Annotated in this window: 14 protein-coding genes; 10 read left to right on the top strand and 4 right to left on the bottom strand. The window is 72.9% G+C overall.

What is annotated here, in order from left to right; all coding sequences use genetic code 11:
* Positions 1-124: 124 nt before the first annotated feature.
* Positions 125-1159, bottom strand: a complete 1035-nt coding sequence (locus tag WA762_RS23935; protein WP_335938230.1) for an adenosine deaminase — start codon at positions 1157-1159, stop codon at positions 125-127.
* 137 nt (positions 1160-1296) lie between these two features.
* Here WA762_RS23935 and WA762_RS23930 point away from each other — a divergent pair, with 137 nt between their 5' ends.
* The gene (locus WA762_RS23930) at positions 1297-2016 is read left to right on the top strand and encodes a DUF4190 domain-containing protein (protein WP_335938228.1); all 720 of its coding nucleotides are present in this window, start codon (positions 1297-1299) and stop codon (positions 2014-2016) included.
* A gap of 147 nt (positions 2017-2163) precedes the next feature.
* Here the strand turns inward: WA762_RS23930 and WA762_RS23925 are convergent, their stop codons facing one another.
* Positions 2164-2712, bottom strand: coding sequence for an NADAR family protein (locus tag WA762_RS23925; protein WP_335938226.1), 549 nt, complete (start codon positions 2710-2712; stop codon positions 2164-2166).
* 205 nt (positions 2713-2917) lie between these two features.
* On the opposite strand from WA762_RS23925, the gene WA762_RS23920 reads away from it, so the two are divergent.
* The 8 genes from WA762_RS23920 (at position 2918) to WA762_RS23885 (ending at position 12820) form a co-directional block, all read left to right on the top strand.
* On the top strand, positions 2918-4432 hold the full coding sequence (locus tag WA762_RS23920) for a gamma-aminobutyraldehyde dehydrogenase (protein ID WP_335938224.1): 1515 nt from the start codon (positions 2918-2920) through the stop codon (positions 4430-4432).
* A 43-nt stretch (positions 4433-4475) separates the two neighbouring features.
* Positions 4476-5726 carry an ABC transporter substrate-binding protein gene (locus WA762_RS23915; protein WP_335938222.1) on the top strand — a complete coding sequence of 417 codons (1251 nt, stop codon included), beginning with the start codon at positions 4476-4478 and terminating at the stop codon, positions 5724-5726.
* A gap of 186 nt (positions 5727-5912) precedes the next feature.
* On the top strand, positions 5913-7064 hold the full coding sequence (locus WA762_RS23910) for an ABC transporter ATP-binding protein (RefSeq protein WP_335938220.1): 1152 nt from the start codon (positions 5913-5915) through the stop codon (positions 7062-7064).
* Positions 7061-7990 (top strand): ABC transporter permease, encoded by a 930-nt coding sequence (locus WA762_RS23905; protein ID WP_335938218.1) that lies wholly within the window; start codon positions 7061-7063, stop codon positions 7988-7990. The genes WA762_RS23910 and WA762_RS23905 overlap by 4 nt, the downstream gene beginning before the upstream one ends.
* Positions 7990-8790, top strand: coding sequence for an ABC transporter permease (locus WA762_RS23900; RefSeq protein ID WP_335938216.1), 801 nt, complete (start codon positions 7990-7992; stop codon positions 8788-8790). Before WA762_RS23905 ends, WA762_RS23900 begins: the two co-directional genes overlap by 1 nt.
* Positions 8791-8839: 49 nt before the next feature.
* Entirely contained in the window at positions 8840-10255 is a 1416-nt protein-coding gene (locus WA762_RS23895; protein WP_335938215.1) for an NAD(P)/FAD-dependent oxidoreductase, read from the top strand.
* 157 nt (positions 10256-10412) lie between these two features.
* Entirely contained in the window at positions 10413-10874 is a 462-nt protein-coding gene (locus WA762_RS23890; protein ID WP_335938214.1) for a bifunctional DNA primase/polymerase, read from the top strand.
* A gap of 125 nt (positions 10875-10999) precedes the next feature.
* Positions 11000-12820, top strand: a complete 1821-nt coding sequence (locus WA762_RS23885) for a chitinase (protein WP_335938212.1) — start codon at positions 11000-11002, stop codon at positions 12818-12820.
* On the opposite strand, the gene WA762_RS23880 is transcribed toward WA762_RS23885, so the two are convergent.
* Complete coding sequence (locus tag WA762_RS23880; protein ID WP_335938211.1) at positions 12805-13365, bottom strand: phosphatase PAP2 family protein; 561 nt, start codon at positions 13363-13365, stop codon at positions 12805-12807. The genes WA762_RS23885 and WA762_RS23880 overlap by 16 nt on opposite strands.
* Before the next feature lie 411 nt (positions 13366-13776).
* Positions 13777-15117, bottom strand: a complete 1341-nt coding sequence (gene gabT / locus WA762_RS23875; protein ID WP_335938209.1) for a 4-aminobutyrate--2-oxoglutarate transaminase — start codon at positions 15115-15117, stop codon at positions 13777-13779.
* 397 nt (positions 15118-15514) lie between these two features.
* Between gabT and WA762_RS23870 the strand changes: the two genes are divergently transcribed.
* Positions 15515-17965, top strand: a complete 2451-nt coding sequence (locus tag WA762_RS23870; protein WP_335938207.1) for a type IV secretory system conjugative DNA transfer family protein — start codon at positions 15515-15517, stop codon at positions 17963-17965.
* The last annotated feature ends 8 nt before the right edge of the window (positions 17966-17973 follow it).

Here is a 17973-nt window from a genome sequence, read left to right as displayed (position 1 = left end):
TCGGGGCCGGTCGGCGCCCCGGCATGTCGGCGGCCCCGGCGCGTCGGCACGTCAGCGCGTCGGCACGTCAGCGCGTCGGCCGCCGACGCCCCCGGCATGTCGGCGTATCGGCGGCCCCGGCGCGTCAACGGCCGGTGCGCTCCAGCCAGCCCGCCGTGTAGGCGTCGATCTCGGCCGCCAGGGTCCGCTTGCCCGCCGCGTCCAGGTACGACGCCTCGACCGCGTTCTTCGCCAGCGCCGCGAGCCCCCGCTCGTCCAGGCCGAGGAGTCGGGCGGCCACCCCGTACTCGTTGTTGAGGTCGGTGCCGAACATCGGCGGGTCGTCGCTGTTGACGGTGACCAGCACACCGGCGCGCACCATCTCCTTCACCGGGTGCCGCTCGATGTCGGCCACCGCGCGGGTCGCGATGTTCGAGGTCGGGCAGACCTCCAGCGGGATGCGGTGCTCGGCGAGGTGCGCCAGCAGCCTCGGGTCCTGGGTGGAGCTGGTGCCGTGGCCGATGCGTTCGGCGCGCAGGTGGTTCAGCGCGTCCCAGATCGTCTGCGGCCCGGTGGTCTCCCCGGCGTGCGGGACCGAGTGCAGCCCCTCGGCGATCGCCCGGTCGAAGAACGGCTTGAACTGCGGACGCTCCACCCCGATCTCCGGGCCGCCCAGCCCGAACGAGACGAGTCCTTCGGGGCGCAGGTCCACGGCGAGCCGCACGGTCTCCTCGGCCGCTTCGAGCCCGGCCTCGCCGGGAATGTCGAAGCACCAGCGCAGCACCACGCCGAGCTCCGCCTCGGCGGCCTTGCGGGCGTCCTCTATCGCCTCCATGAAGCCCTGCTCCGGGATGCCGCGCCGGGTCGAGCTGAACGGGGTGACGGTCAGCTCCGCGTAGCGGATGTTCTGCCGGGCCATGTCGCGGGCGACCTCGAAGGTCAGCAGCCGGACGTCCTCCGGGGTGCGGATCAGGTCCACCACGGAGAGGTAGACCTCGATGAAGTGCCGGAAGTCGGTGAACGTGAAGTAGTCGGCCAGCGCCTCGGGGTCGGTGGGCACCTTGGAGTCGGGGTGCCGCGCCGCCAGTTCGGCGACGATGCGGGGCGAGGCGGAACCGACGTGGTGGACATGCAGCTCCGCCTTGGGCAGCCCCGCGATGAAGGGGTGCGGATCGGTCATGCGGACTCTCCGGTGGTGTGGGACGGCAAGCGGTCGCCGGTCAGGAGCGGCCGGGCGCGGGACGGGCATCATCGTAGGCCGCGCCCCGGGGCGGGGGACCGGGCCGTAGCATGACGGGACCACGATGGGGGAGGCCCATGTCAGACAACACACAGCAGCCCGCGGACGGGGCCGCGCCGCACGACCCGTGGGCTCCGCCGGACAAGGGGGTCTCGCTGGGGAAGCCCGCCGAGGCTCCCGTCACGCCCGGTGTGCACGACCAGCCGACGATCATCGCGCCGCAGGGCGTCCCGGACGGCCCCGCGCCCGCCGCCGCACCGGCGCCCGACGCGACGGCGCCGACCGGTCCCGCGCCGGTTCCGGGAGCCGGGTTCGGCCCCGGGACCGTACCACCGCCGCCGATCGCGCCGAACGGGCCGGGGCAGCAGGTCCCGCCCACCGTCGGGCAGTACGGCTACCCGGCCGCGCCCGCCCCGCAGTACGGATATCCGGGCTACCCCGGATACGCGCAGGCGCCCTGGGGCGCCCCGCCCCCGGCCAACGGCATGGGCACGGCGGCCATGGTGCTCGGCATCCTGGCCCTCTGTCTGCTCTGTCTGTACGGGATACCGAGCATCGTCCTCGGCGTGCTCGCCGTGATCTTCGGCGTCCTCGGCCGGAAGCGGGCGCGGCGCGGCGAGGCTAACAACGCGGGCCAGGCGCTCGCCGGGATCATCATGGGGGCCGTCGGCATCGTCCTCGGCGTGGCCTTCATCAGCTTCTTCGTCTGGGTGTTCGCCACGCACAGCGAGGAGTTCGAGGACGACGGCTACGAGGATCCCTTCGCCACCTCCCTGGTCGTCGACGTCACGCGCTGACGCGGGCCGTTTCGGCGTGACGCGCCGAGGCGTGACGCGCCGAGGCGCGACGCACCGGGACCGGGCCGGCCACGGCCGGGCGGGCCGCACTCCGGCCCGCCCGGCCGTCGTGCTTCCGGGGCCCTCCGGGCGGGCCTGGACGGCGGCTCACCCGTCGCGCAGCGTCGTCCGCGCGTCCATCAGCGCGAAACCCAGCAGATTCAGGCCCCGCCAGGTCTCCGGGTTCTCGGCCCGCGGATCGTCCGCCGCCAGCCCGATGCCCCAGATCCGGTCCACCGGGCTCGCCTCGACCAGCACCCGCTCCCCGGTGTTCAGCAGGAACGCGCGCAGCTCCGGGTCCTGCTCGAACTTGTGGACGTTGCCGGCCGTCACCAGCGCGTACCGCTCGCGCTGCCATATCGCCTCGTCGAAGCCGCGGACCAGCCGGCCCGCCTTCTTCGCCTGGGCCGGGCCCTTCGCCTCCAGGGCCCGCGCCTCGGCCTCGGCGTCCTCGAACAGCCGCGCCTTGGCGGCCATCATCCAGTGCTCCGCCGTCGCGTACCGCACGCCGTCGACCTCGAAGGGCGACGGCCACCACTGGCTGAGGCAGCTCGCGCCGAGCCGGCCGTCGGGCTGCGGGCGATGCCCCCAGAAGCGCAGGTACTTCACCCTCTCGCCCCGCCGCGTCCGTGCCAGGAGATCTTCCATGTGTCCCATGACACGCGAGTCTCGCATCCGCCACTGACACTCCGTCCCGGTAATTCCGTGCCGACGCGACACATGGTCGAAGGATTCCGTCGCGTAACCAAAAGGCAACAACGGAATCACTTGTTGGGGATGCACACCTCTGTCAGGATCGGCACTCAATTCGAGCAGGAACTACGCCGTGGGGCCGTGCGCGCACCCGGCGGAGGAGAGCGTCATGGGCAACAGCATCCAGGTGCGGGAACGTTTCGCGGACGGTGCGCAGTACATCGCCGGAAAGCTGCGGCCCGGCACGTCGGGACGCCACCACGACGTGGTGAACCCGGCGACCGGCGAGACGGTGTACACCTACGAACTGGCGGGCGCCGCCGACGTCGACGCGGCCGTCGCCGCCGCCCGCGAGGCCTTCCCCGGCTGGTCGGGCGCGACGCCCGCCGAGCGGTCCGAGGCGATGCACCGGTTCGCCGCCGTCCTCGCGGAGCAGGCCGAGGACTTCGCGTACGTCGAGTCCCTCCAGTGCGGCAAGCCGATCAAGCTCGCCACCGAGTTCGACGTGCCCGGCACCGTCGACAACACCTCCTTCTTCGCGGGCGCCGCCCGCCACCTGGAGGGCAAGTCGGCCGGCGAGTACGACGGCGACCACACCTCGTACGTGCGCCGCGAGGCGATCGGCGTCGTCGGCTCCATCGCCCCCTGGAACTACCCGCTCCAGATGGCCGCCTGGAAGATCCTCCCGGCGATCGCCGCCGGCAACACCATCGTGCTCAAGCCCGCCGAGATCACCCCGCTGACCTCGCTGATGTTCGCGCAGGCGGCCACCGAGGCGGGCATCCCGGACGGTGTGATCAACATCGTCACCGGGGCGGGCAAGGAGGCCGGCGAACACCTCGTCGGACACCCGGACGTCGCCATGACCTCCTTCACCGGCTCCACCGCCGTCGGCAGGCGGGTCGCGGAGATCGCCACCTCCACCGTCAAGCGCCTCCACCTCGAACTCGGCGGGAAGGCCCCCTTCCTGGTCTTCGACGACGCCGACCTGGAGGCCGCGGTCAACGGCGCGGTCGCCGGGGCGCTCATCAACACCGGCCAGGACTGCACCGCCGCCACCCGCGCCTACGTCCAGCGCCCGCTGTACGACGCCTTCGTGCGGGGGGTCGCGGAACTGATGGAGACCGTCCGGCTCGGCGACCCCGCCGACCCGTCGACCGACCTCGGCCCGCTGATCAGCCACGTCCAGCGGGACCGGGTCGCCGGATTCGTCGACCGGGCCCGCGCCTGCGCCACCGTCGTCACCGGTGGCGAGGCCCCGGGCGGCGAGCTCGCGGACGGCGCCTACTACCGGCCGACCCTGATCGCCGACGCCGCCCAGGACAGCGAGATCGTCCAGTCGGAGATCTTCGGCCCCGTCCTGGTCGTGCTGCCCTTCGACACCGACGACGAGGGCATCCGCCTCGCCAACGAGACTCCCTACGGCCTCGCCGCCTCCGCCTGGAGCCGCGACCTGTACCGGGCGAACCGCGCCACCCGCGAGCTCAGGGCGGGCTGCGTCTGGGTCAACGACCACATCCCGATCATCAGCGAGATGCCGCACGGCGGATACAAGTCCAGCGGCTTCGGCAAGGACATGTCCTCGTACTCCTTCGAGGAGTACACGCAGGTCAAGCACGTGATGTACGACAACACCGCGGTCGCCCGGAAGGACTGGCACCGCACGATCTTCGGGGACCGGTAGCCCGGCCGGCCCCGGCCCCATCCCTCCCGAAAGGGCAACGCGCATGGAGCACAACCAGCCCGAGCGCCTCTCCGCGGCCCAGCTGTCCGCGATGCGGCGCAGCATGACCGGCGGCCGGGGCGCCCTGACCCGTCGTTCGCTGCTCCGCGCCTCCGGCCTGGGGGCGCTCACGATCGGCGGACTGGGCACGCTGAGCGCGTGCGGCATCCCGCCCGCGAAGCGGGACGGGGACGCCGCCGCGGCGTCCGACGACCACTCGGCCGAGGAGAAGAAGGTCAACTTCTCCAACTGGACCGAGTACATGGACGTCACCGAGGACGGCAAGCACCGCCCCACCCTGGAGGCGTTCACGAAGCGCACCGGGATCAGCGTCTCCTACTCCGAGGACATCAACGACAACGTCGAGTTCTTCGGGAAGATCAAGCCGCAGCTGGCGGCCGGCCAGGACACCGGACGCGACCTCATCTGCGTCACCGACTGGCTGGCCGCCCGGATCGTCCGGCTCGGCTGGGCGCAGCGGCTCGACGCGTCGAACCTGCCGCACGCGTACGCCAACCTCTCCGCCCAGTTCCGTTCGCCGGACTGGGACCCCGGGCGGGCCCACTCCTACCCGTGGGCGGGCATCCCCGCCGTGATCGCCTACAACGCGAAGGCGACCGGGGGCCGCAAGGTCGACTCGATCAGCCAGCTGCTCGACGACCCCCGGCTCAAGGGGCGGGTCGGCGTCCTGTCGGAGATGCGCGACTCCGTCGGTCTGACCCTGCTCGACATGGGCAAGGACCCCGGCGCGTTCACCGACGCCGACTACGACGCCGCGATCGGCCGGCTCCAGAAGGCCGTGGACCGCAAGCAGATCCGGCGGTTCACCGGCAACGACTACACCGCCGACCTCGACAAGGGCGACATCGCCGCCTGCGTCGCCTGGGCCGGGGACATCATCCAGCTCCAGGCCGGCAACCCGGACATCAAGTACGCGGTGCCGGCGGCCGGTTACATCATCTCCAGCGACAACCTGCTGGTCCCGGTGAACGCCCGGCACAGGACCAACGCCGAGCGGCTCATCGACTACTACTACGAGCCGAAGGTCGCCGCCCGGCTCGCCGCGTACATCAACTTCGTCTGCCCGGTAGACGGGGTCCGGAGCGAACTGGCGAAGATCGACCGGGAGATGGCCGACAACGTCCTGATCCTCCCGGACGAGGAGATGGCGGCCAGATCGCACGCCTTCCGCTCGCTGACCGCGGAGGAGGAGACGGCGTACGAGGAGAAGTTCGCCAAGCTCATCGGCGCCTGACCCGCCACGCCGGCGCACCGGGACCTCCGGGCGCCGGCCCCCCTTCGGCCGACGCCGGACCCGCTCCGGCGGCGGACGCCCGTCCCCGCCGGCGCCGGGCCGCACCACCGGCCCCGGACGCCCCGTCCTTCCCGTCCGACCTCCCCGAATGCCCCGAATCCCCTGACACCACCGGGACCGCGACCCATGACACAGCAGCAGCAAGGCGGCGACGTCCGCCTCACCGGGATCAGCAAGACCTACGGCTCGTTCGCCGCCGTCAAGCCGCTCGACCTGACCGTCCCGCAGGGCTCCTTCTTCGCGCTCCTCGGCGCGTCCGGCTGCGGCAAGACCACCACCCTGCGGATGATCGCCGGCCTGGAGGAGGCGACCACCGGCACGATCCGGCTCGGCGACCGGGACATCACCGACCTGCCCCCGTACAAGCGGCCCGTGAACACGGTCTTCCAGAGCTACGCGCTCTTCCCGCACCTGGACATCGCGGAGAACATCGCCTTCGGGCTGCGTCGGCGCGGCATCAAGTCGGTGAAGAAGCAGGTCGACGACATGCTCGACCTCGTCCAGCTCGGCGACTTCGCCAAGCGCAAGCCGCACCAGCTCTCCGGCGGCCAGCAGCAGCGCGTCGCCGTCGCCCGCGCCCTGATCAACCACCCCCAGGTGCTGCTCCTCGACGAGCCGCTCGGCGCGCTCGACCTCAAGCTGCGCCGCCAGATGCAGCTGGAGCTCAAGCGCATCCAGACCGAGGTCGGCATCACCTTCATCCACGTCACCCACGACCAGGAGGAGGCCATGACCATGGCCGACACCGTCGCGGTGATGAACGCGGGCCGGGTCGAGCAGCTCGGCGCCCCCGCCGACCTGTACGAGAACCCCAGGACGACCTTCGTCGCCAACTTCCTCGGCACCTCCAACCTCATCGAGGGCGAGATCGTCTCCGACGGCCCGGACGTCGTCGTGGCGGCCGGCGGCGGGAAGCTGCGGCTGCCCCGCGAGCGATGTTCCGCCCCCGTCGTCGGCGGCGGGAAGCTGCTGCTGGGAGTGCGCCCGGAGAAGATGTCGATCGCGCCCGTCGAGGAGCTCGCCGACGCCGCGGCCGACGGACGCAACCGGGTCACCGGCCGGATCACCGGCTCCAGCTTCATCGGGGTGTCCACCCAGTACGTGGTGGAGAGCCCGGCCGGCACCGCGCTCCAGGTGTACGAGCAGAACGTCGAGCGGCGCGCCGGACTCACGGTCGGCGCCGAGGTCGTGCTGCACTGGAACCCGGCGCACACCTTCGGACTGGACGCCGCCCAGGACATCGACGCGGGCGTGGAGACGGTGGAGGACGCGGCGTGACCGTCACCGAGGAGGCGCCGCCCGCGGCGCCCGTCACCGAGCCGGAGGCGCGCAGGCCCTCCACCCGCAAGCGCCTCGTCCCGTACTGGCTGCTGCTCCCCGGCATCCTGTGGCTCGTCGTCTTCTTCGCGCTGCCGCTGGTCTACCAGGCGTCGACCTCCGTGCAGACCGGCTCCCTGGAGAAGGGGTTCGAGGTCACCTGGCACTTCCAGACCTACTGGGACGTGCTCAAGGACTACTACCCGCAGTTCTTCCGGTCGCTGCTCTACGCGGGCACCGCCACCCTGCTCTGCCTGCTGCTGGGCTACCCGCTCGCCTACCTCATCGCCTTCAAGGCCGGGCGCTGGCGCAACGTCGTCCTGGTCCTGGTCATCGCGCCGTTCTTCACCAGCTTCCTGATCCGGACGCTGGCCTGGAAGACGATCCTCGCGGACGGCGGCGCCGTCGTCGACGTGCTGAACACCCTGCACGTCCTGGACGTCACCGACTGGCTCGGCTGGACCCAGGCGAACCGGGTGCTGGCCACGCCGATGGCCGTGGTCTGCGGACTCACGTACAACTTCCTGCCGTTCATGATCCTGCCGCTCTACACCTCGCTGGAGCGGATCGACGGCAGGCTGCACGAGGCCGCCGGCGACCTGTACGCCACCCCGGTCACCACCTTCCGCAAGGTGACCTTCCCGCTCTCCATGCCGGGCGTCGTCTCCGGCACGCTGCTGACCTTCATCCCGGCCAGCGGCGACTACGTCAACGCGGAACTGCTGGGCTCCACCGACACCAAGATGGTCGGCAGCGTGATCCAGACGCAGTTCCTGCGCGTCCTCGACTATCCGACGGCGGCCGCGCTCTCCTTCATCCTCATGGCGGTCGTCCTGATCATGGTCACCGTCTACATCCGCCGCTCCGGGACGGAGGACCTGGTCTGATGCCCGTACTGCGCTGGATCCGACGGAACGTCGTCGTCATCGCGGGTCTGCTGACCCTCGCGTATCTGATCCTCCCGAACGTCGTCGTGATGGTGTTCTCGTTCAACAAGCCGAAGGGACGGTTCAACTACGCCTGGCAGCACTTCTCCGCGGACGCCTGGAAGGACCCGTGCGGCGTCGCCGACATGTGCGGCTCGCTCTCGCTGTCCCTCCAGATCGCCGCGTGGGCGACGCTGGGCGCCACCGCCCTCGGCACGATGATCGCGTTCGCGCTGGTCCGCTACCGCTTCCGGGCGCGCGGCGCGATCAACTCGCTGATCTTCCTGCCGATGGCGATGCCCGAGGTCGTCATGGCCGCCTCGCTGCTCACGCTCTTCCTCAACATGGGCGCGCGGCTCGGCTTCTGGACGATCCTCATCGCGCACATCATGTTCTGCCTGAGCTTCGTCGTCACGGCGGTCAAGGCGCGGGTCATGTCCATGGACCCACGGCTGGAGGAGGCGGCCCGCGATCTGTACGCGGGACCCGTGCAGACCTTCCTGCGGGTGACCCTGCCGATCGCCGCCCCCGGGATCGCGGCGGGCGCGCTGCTCGCCTTCGCGCTCTCGTTCGACGACTTCATCATCACCAATTTCAACGCGGGCTCGACCGTGACCTTCCCCATGTTCGTGTGGGGATCCGCCCAGCGCGGCACGCCCGTACAGATCAACGTCATCGGCACGGCCATGTTCGTCATCGCCGTACTGGTGGTCGTCGCCGGCCAGCTGATCGCGAACCGGCGGAGGAACAGCGCCCGCTGACGAACTGTCGAACGGCGCGCGACGGAAAGTCCCGAAGGAGTTGGAAGCCATGGCCGCAGGAGCCATGCACACGGCCGCACGATCACTCGCGGACGCCAGTCCGGTCCCGTTCTGGCTGGACGACCCCGGCAGGCCGGCGGCGCTGCCCGCGCTGACCGGCGACACCCACTGCGACCTGCTGGTCGTCGGCGGCGGCTACAGCGGACTGTGGACCGCCCTGATCGCCAAGGAACGCGACCCCGGGCGGGACGTCGTGCTGATCGAGGGCCGCGAGGCGGGCTGGGCCGCCTCGGGCCGCAACGGCGGGTTCTGCGACGCCTCCCTGACCCACGGCCTGCCCAACGGTCTGGAGCGCTGGCCCGACGAGATCGAGAAGCTGGAGGAGCTGGGCGCGCGGAACCTCGACGCCATCGAGGCGGCCGTCGCCCGCTACGCCATCGACTGCGAGTTCGAGCGGACCGGCGAGATCGACGTCGCGACCCGCCCGCACGAGCTGGAGGAACTCCGCGCCTGGCACCAGGAGGCCGAGCGGCTCGGCTTCACCGGGCTGGAGTTCCTGGACCGGGACGCGCTGCGCGCCGAGGTCGACTCGCCCACCTTCCTGGGCGGGCTCTGGGACCGGCGGGGCGTCGCCATGCTGCACCCCGCCAAGCTGGCCTGGGGCCTGAAGCGGGCCTGCCTCGACCTGGGCGTGCGGATCCACGAGAACACCCCCGGCCTCGAACTGACCTCCACCGCCGCGGGCATGGCCGTCCGCACCCGCCACGGGCGGATCCACGCCCGCCGGGTGGCGCTCGGCACCAACGTCTTCCCCTCGCTGGTGCGGCGGGTGCGCCCGTACACCGTGCCGGTCTACGACTACGCGCTGATGACCGAGCCGCTCACCGCCGCGCAGCTCGACTCGATCGGCTGGCGCAACCGGCAGGGGCTGGGCGACAGCGCCAACCAGTTCCACTACTTCCGGCTGTCGGCCGACAACCGGATCCTGTGGGGCGGCTACGACGCGATCTACCCGTACGGCGGCCGGCTGAGCGCCGCCCTCGACCAGCGCCCGGAGACCTTCCACAAGCTGGCCGGGCAGTTCTTCGAGTGCTTCCCGCAGCTGGCCGGGCTCCGCTTCAGCCACGCCTGGGGCGGGGCGATCGACACCTGTTCGCGGTTCTCCGCGTTCTTCGGCACCGCCCACCGGGGCAGGGTCGCCTACGCCGCCGGGTACACCGGACTCGGCGTGGGGGCCACCCGGTTCGGGGCCGAGGTGATGCTCGACCTGCTGGCGGGCGAGCGGACCGAGCGGACCGCGCTGGAGATGGTCCGGCGCAAGCCGCTGCCGTTCCCGCCGGAGCCCTTCGCCTGGACCGGGATCGAACTCACCAAGCGGTCCCTGGCCAGGGCCGACGAGAACGGCGGGCGCCGCAACCTGTGGCTGCGGACCATGGACCGGCTGGGCCTCGGCTTCGACAGCTGACCGCCTGCCGGCGCCGACGGCCGAAGGCTGTCCCGCGCGACGTGATCCACCTCACTACCGTCGGGTAACGAACTCGCGTAATGGATCGGCGTCATCCCTCTCTCCCGTGTGACGCACCGGCGCAACCGAGCCGGTGGACACGGAACGGAGGCCGGTCATGGCTGGCGCGGGGGTCAGGGCAGCAGTGGAGTGGCTCGTATCGGCGGCGCCGGACCCGGACGCCTGCCGGTGGGTGTGGGAGCGCGACCCCAGGGGGATCGCGCTGCTGCCCGCCGGCAGGCGCTGGGACGTGCTGATCCTTCCCGGGGACCTGGGGCATTCCACCCTCGACGTGCTCACCCGGCTCGTCGACCGGCCCGGGCCGGTCCTCTCCGACTTCGGCGACTCCCGCATGGGCTTCTTCGTGCCGCCGGGCACCGCCGACCGCTGGATCGGCACCGGAGTGCGCGGCGCCGGCCGCGGCACCTGGATCGTCGTGCCGTACCCGGGCGGGGAGCCCGCCGACGGGGTGCGCTGGCTGGTCCCGCCGGACGGCTCGGGAACGCTCAACGACCCGTCCCTGCTGGAACTAGCCCTGCACGAGGCGGCCGCGCTGCGGGCCGAACGGGGCGGGAACTGACGGGCCGGACGCCCTCACGGCGGCGCCCCGGCACGGCCGGGGCGCCGCCAGAGGTCTTGACAACCTGATTGGTCTGGACCATGTTGTGGCGGCCGCACTCAATTCCCCCCAGTACGGAGGCCGTTGTGGAACGCACGGGACCCCCTGCCCGATTCGCCGGACTGCTCGCCGCCTGTTCGGCCGCGCTGCTCGCCGCCGGCTCCCTCGCCGCCGTCGCGCCCCAAGCCGCCGCCGCCGACGCGGAGCTGGCGCGCAACGGCGGCTTCGAGGCGGGCCTGGACGGCTGGAGCTGCACCGGCGGCAGCGGGACAGTCGTCAACGCGCCGGTTCACAGCGGAACTTCGGCGCTGAAGGCGACCCCGGCCGGCAGCGACAACGCCAACTGCTCGCAGACCGTGACGGTCCAGCCGGACTCCACGTACACCCTGAGCGCCTGGGTCCAGGGCGGCTACGTCTACCTCGGCGCGTCCGGCACCGGCACCACCGACGTGTCCACCTGGACCCAGTCGGCGGCGGACTGGAAGCAGCTCACCACCACCTTCAGGACGGGCCCGTCCACCACCTCGGTGACCGTCTACACCCACGGCTGGTACGGCACTCCCGCCTACTACGCCGACGACCTCAGCCTGACCGGCCCCGGCGGCGCCCCCGTCGAACTCCCCGCCGCGCCCACCGGCCTGAAGGCCGGCACGGTCACCTCGTCCTCGGTCGGCCTGTCCTGGACCGCGTCCCCCGGCGCCACCGGCTACAACGTCTACCGGGGCGGCGCCAAGGTCCTCTCGGTCACCGGCCCCTCCGCCACCGTGACCGGGCTGACCGCGTCGACCGCGTACAGCTTCCAGGTCACCGCGACCAACTCCGCGGGCGAGTCCGCCAAGTCCGCCGCCGTCCAGGCGACCACCGCGGCGGGCGGCGGAGGCGGCGGCCGGCTGCCCGCCCACGCGCTCGTCGGCTATCTGCACGCCAGCTTCGCCAACGGCTCCGGCTACACGCGGATGGCGGACGTGCCCGACTCCTGGGACGTCATCGACCTGGCCTTCGGCGAGCCGACCTCGGTCACCTCCGGCGACATCCGCTTCTCGCTCTGCCCGGTCGCCGAGTGCCCGAACGTCGAGTCCGCGGCGGACTTCAAGGCCGCCATCAAGGCCAAGCAGGCCGCGGGCAAGAAGGTGCTGATCTCCATCGGCGGCCAGAACGGCCAGGTGCAGCTCACCACCGCCGCCGCCCGCGACACCTTCGTCTCCTCGGTCAGCAGGATCATCGACGAGTACGGGCTCGACGGCCTCGACATCGACTTCGAGGGCCACTCCCTCTCGCTGAACACCGGCGACACCGACTTCCGGAACCCCACCACCCCGGTCGTCGTCAACCTGATCTCCGCCCTGAAGACCCTCAAGGCCAAGTACGGCGAGAAGTTCGTCCTCACCATGGCCCCCGAGACCTTCTTCGTCCAGCTCGGCTACCAGTACTACGGCTCCGGCCCCTGGGGCGGCCAGGACCCGAGGGCCGGTGCCTACCTCCCGGTCATCCACGCCCTGCGCGACGACCTGACGCTGCTGCACGTCCAGGACTACAACTCCGGCTCCATCATGGGCCTGGACAACCAGTACCACTCGATGGGCGGCGCCGACTTCCACATCGCCATGACCGACATGCTCCTCACCGGGTTCCCGGTGGCCGGGGACCGGACCAAGGTCTTCCCCCCGCTCCGCCCCGACCAGGTCGCCATCGGCCTGCCCGCCTCGACCCAGGCCGGCAACGGCCACACCTCGCCCGCCGAGGTCACCAAGGCGCTCAACTGCCTGACCAGGAAGACCGACTGCGGCTCCTACGCCACCCACGGCACCTGGCCGGACCTGCGCGGGCTGATGACCTGGTCGATCAACTGGGACCGGTTCAACAAGGGGGAGTTCTCGAAGAACTTCGACGCCTACTTCGGCCGCTGACCCGCCCGGCGTCCGGTCCGCCGGACGCCGGGACACAACGGCAGGAGCAGCAGCGCGCACAGCGACCAGGAGCCGAGCACGTCCAGCGGCCAGTGGTAACCGCGCAACACCAGACCGATGCCCGTCCCCGCCGTCAGCGACACGGCGGCGACGGGCATCACCCATGTCCACCGCGCACCCCGCGCGCACCGCACGGCCAGCAGCGCGGCCGCGCCGTACGCCACCGCGGCCGTCGCCGCGTGACCGGAGGGGTAGTAGCCGGTGGCCTCCGTCAACGGGCCCGGGCGGGCGACCGCGTGCTTCAACGGCGCCACCAGCAGCGGCACCGCGGCCATGGCGAGCGCCGCGTACGCCGCCGCGCGCCGCTCCCCGCGCACCAGCGCCCATACGACCGCGCAGCCCAGCACCGGAAGCGCGACCTGCGTGTTGCCCAGATCCGCGAGGAGTTCGGTCAGCGGGGCGGGCCCGTGCCCGACGACGGCCCGGGCGGCCTGTTCGTCCGCCCCGCGCAGCGGACCGCCGGCCGCGACCTGCCAGGTGACCAACGCGAAGAGGGCCAGGAGGCCGGACGCCAGGAGAACGAGAAGAGCCGGCCGTCCGGGAACAGGGGGGGAGGTTCCGGGACGGCCGGCCGGACCGGTGACCCGCGCGCCCCGGGGGGTGTGGGGCGGGCGGTCGTCCGATCGGTGAGGAGTTCCGGAGCCGGAGGCTCCAGTGGTGTGCGCGAAGGCACGACCGGGGCGGTGCTGGGGAAGCAACGGCCCGGCGTCGCCGGCAGTCCCCTGCGGGCGGGGTGTTTCTCTCATCTGGTCAGAACCGTACGGCACGGCCGCGGGGGACCGACAGGCCAAGACGCATCCCGCCATCGGCCCCGCACACGTTCTTCACAGCCCTCACGCGGGCCTCGGACCATCCCCGCGAACGGGGCCCCGGGACCGCTCGCGCGTTCGCATGGATCAGAGGGCGCCGAAACCCTGCTCGATGACGTCGAGCGCCTCGTTCAGCAGGTCCTCGCCGATGACCAGCGGCGGCAGGAAGCGCAGCACGTTGCCGTAGGTGCCGCAGGTGAGCACCAGCACGCCCTCCGCGTGGCACGCCTTGGCGAGCTTCGCGGCGGCCTCCGGGTTCGGGTCCTTGGAACCGGACTTCACCAGCTCGATCGCGATCATCGCGCCGCGGCCGCGGATGTCGCCGATGACGTCGCCGTTCGGGAGCTTCGCCTGCATCTCGGCGAGGCGGCCCTTCATGATCTCCTCGATGCGCTTCGCCCTGCCGTTCAGGTCGAGCTCGCGCATCGTCTCGATGGCGCCGATCGCACCGGCGCAGGCCACCGGGTTGCCGCCGTAGGTGCCGCCGAGGCCGCCGGCGTGCGCGGCGTCCATGATCTCGGCGCGGCCGGTCACGGCGGACAGCGGCAGACCGCCCGCGATGCCCTTGGCGGTGGTGATCAGGTCCGGGACGATGCCCTCGTCCTCGCAGGCGAACCACTGGCCGGTGCGGCAGAAGCCGGACTGGATCTCGTCCGCGACGAAGACGATGCCGTTGTCCTTGGCGAACTGGGCGATCGCCGGGAGGAAGCCCTTGGCCGGCTCGATGAAGCCGCCCTCGCCGAGCACCGGCTCGATGATGATCGCGGCGACGTTCTGGGCGCCGATCTGCTTGTTGATCTGGTCGATGGCCTGCGCGGACGCCTCGGCCCCGGCGTTCTCCGCACCGGTCGGCCAGCGGTAGCCGTACGCCACCGGCACCCGGTGGACCTCGGGCGCGAACGGGCCGAAGCCCTGCTTGTACGGCATGTTCTTGGCGGTCAGCGCCATCGTGAGGTTGGTGCGGCCGTGGTAGCCGTGGTCGAAGACGACGACCGCGGAGCGCTTGGTGTACGCGCGGGCGATCTTGACGGCGTTCTCGACGGCCTCGGCGCCCGAGTTGAACAGCGCGGACTTCTTGGCGTGGTCGCCCGGCGTCAGCTCGGCGAGCCGCTCGCAGACCTCGACGTACCCCTCGTACGGCGTGACCATGAAACAGGTGTGGGTGAAGTCGGCGAGCTGCGCGGACGCGCGGCGCACGACGGCCTCGGCGGAGGCGCCCACCGTGGTGACGGCGATGCCGGAACCGAGGTCGATCAGACGGTTGCCGTCCACGTCCTCGATGATCCCGCCGTCGGCGCGGGCCGCGAACACCGGCAGGGTGGAGCCCACGCCGGCGGCCACCGTCGCGGTGCGACGGGCCTGGAGCTCCACCGACTTGGGGCCGGGGATGGCGGTGACGAGGCGGCGCTCCTGCGGAAGAGAGGTCATGCGGGGCTCCTGTGGGGTGTTTCGGACGCTTCTCTGACTTGCAGGCTAGGCGCGGCGCCAGGGGTCCGGCATGTTCCGTTCGGGAGTGGTGGCCGCGCCCGGTTGTCCGCCGCGGACATAGCAGGGGCGGGGCCGCGCGCCGCACGACGGGCGGAAGGGGCCCTCCCCGCCGCGGTTCCGGGCGGGCGCACGCCCCCGGGCGGACGGGGCGGCGCCCGGGCGCGCGGCCCGCCGGGGAACACCCGCATGGCCGCGGCCCGGGCGCCCCGCCGGGCTCCCCGGCCCCCCGCGCGCCGCGAGCACGCGCCGGACGGCGGGACGGGGGCGAACCCCGCAGGGAGGGCACTAGATTGACCCGGGGCAGCGACGGACCCGGCCGGTCAGGGGGCAACGGTTCATGAGGAACGACGACGTGCACGGTGCGCGGGGCGCGAGCGGTACGGAGCACGGTGACGGCCGCCCCGACGCGTCCCGGCATCCGGTGCCGCGCCCGGCCGGCCCCCCGCCCGCCGCCCCGTCCCCGCCCGCCGGACCGCCCCCGGCCGCCCCGCCGATGCCCGCCGGCCCGCCCGGGACCGGTCCGTCGACCGCCGAGTGGCTGAACACCATCCGCCCGGCCGCCGCGCCGGGCGTCTGGCGCTACGGATACGTGCCGCGCCCCGCCGAGAAGCCGCCCCGGCCCTCCCTGCTCGGCCCCCTCGTCACCCTGGGGCTCTGGCTGCTGGTCTGGGCGCTGCTCGCGGACTTCCGCATCCCGTACGTGAAGGTGCCCCTGGTGGCGATCACGCCGGGGGACTGGTGGGTGTTCCAGACCCTGCGCCCGGACTACGCCCCGGCCGCCGCGTACAGCATGGAGACGCTCTACTACCAGGTGCTGGTGCTGCTCGCCGGGCTGTGGGCCGCCCGGATCGGGCACTGGGCCGGAGTCTTCCGCCACTGGGCGGGACCGGACCCGGAACGGGCCCGGCTGGCGCTCTCGGGGCTCGGCGCCGCGCTCGCGGTGTGGCTGGTCTGGAGCGGCCGGGTGCCGCTGCTGGAGGTCGTCCTGTACCTGGTGCCCCGCGGCTGGCTCCAGGGCGGCGGCAACGCCTACCTGGCGGCCCTGGTCGCCTACGGGATCTACGGCCTGGTGCTCGCCGCCGTCGTATGGCCCATCGCCCGCGCCGGACGCTGGCGGGCCGCGCTCCGCGCCGGGGCGGCCCGCCGCGCGGCCGCGGCGCGGCCCGCGCCCGCGGCGCCGGCGGGCGCCCCCGGGACGGCCCCGGCCGCGGTCACCGCGACCGACGCCGCGCGGTGGCCCGCGCTGCGCGCCGCCGGGCTCACCGACGCGGCGGAGGCGCTCACCGCGGCCGTCCGGGCCGGACGCGTCAACGACGTGGACTGCGCCCGTCTGGACCGCGCCTGGACCCGCGCCCGGTCCCGGCCGGACGGCCCGGCGTCCTTCGGGGAGACGGTGCTGCGCCGGGGCGCCGACGCCTTCCTGCACCCCTCGGGCCGCCGCGACCTCCCGCTCCGCACCGCCCGCCACGACCTGATGACCGGTCAGGTCCGGATCGGCGGCTGCGCCGAGGACGAGCGCAACCCCCGCGCGCGCCGGGGCTCCGGCGTCGCCCTGGACCCCGCCGTGCTGGGCACCTCCCTGCTGGCGGTCGGCCCGCCCGGCGCGGGCAAGACGGCCCGGCTGGTGCGCCCGGTCGTCGAGACCCTGGCCCTCCAGGCGCTGACCGGCCGCGCCGCCGTGCTCGTCGTCGGCGCCGCGGGGACGGACCTGGGCCCCGACGACGCGTACGACGTCGTGGTGAAGATCGGCGACCCCTCGTCCGTCCACGACTTCGACCTGTACGGCGGGTCGACCGACCCCGACGAGGCCGCGGCCACCCTCGCGGAGGGCCTGGCCGGGGACGTGCCCGGCCTGGACAGCCGGCGGGCGGCCCTCGTCCTGGGGCAGCTGCTCGGTCCCCACCGGGCCGCCCACGGGCGCTTCCCGTCCGTGCCGGAACTCCGGGAGCTCCTCGCGGGGGACGAGTCGGCCCTCGGCGAGCTGCGCCGCGCCCTGGAGGCGGGCGGCCACGCCGCCATGCTCCGCGAGCTGGACGCCCGGACCCGGCAGGCGGGCGCCGCGGGCGACCCCGCGCCGGTCCTCGCGGACCGGGTCGCCCTCCTCGACCGGCCCGCGTTCGCCGGGTTCTTCGCCACCGACGCGGACGCCCGGCCCTTCTCCCTCCGCTCCCTCGAACAGCACCCGCTCCGGGCCCGGATCGACCTCCCGGAACGCGCCCACGCCGGGGCGTCCCGGGTGCTGACCCGGCTCGTCCTCGCGCAGTTCGGGGCGATCGCCGCGACCCGCGCCGACCGGTCGCTCTTCGCCTGCCTGGTGCTGGACGACGCGACCCAGGCGGTCACCGCCCAGACCGTGCAGGGGCTGCGGCGGCTCCGCTCGGTCAACGCCGGCGCGGTGCTGGCCCTGCGCACCCTCGACGACGTCCCCGAGGAACTGCACGCGCCGCTGCTGGGCGCGGCCGGCTGCGCAATGATCTTCCCGGGCGTCACCACCTGGGACGGCAAGCGGTTCTCGGAGACCTGGGGCAAGGAATGGGTCTCCGTCCGCGAGGTGGCCCAGCACGGGGTCTTCGCCGACCAGCCGTTCACCCGGGCCATGCACGCGCTGCGCAAGCTCGCCACCGGCAAGGCGGTCACCGTCGACGCCGTCACCGTGCGGCAGGTGGAGCGCGAGCGCTGGTCCGCCTCCGCGCTGGCCTACGAGCTGCCCGCCGGGCACGCGGTCCTCTCCCTGACGACGGTCGGCGGCGAGCACGCGCCACCGCTGCTGGTGCGCCTGGGCGACTGACCGCCCGC

Source organism: Streptomyces tyrfis (assembly GCF_037034285.1).
Taxonomy (GTDB): Bacteria; Actinomycetota; Actinomycetes; order Streptomycetales; family Streptomycetaceae; genus Streptomyces.
Note: the sequence above shows the minus strand (reverse complement) of the source record. Positions and strands in the feature narration are given on the sequence as shown.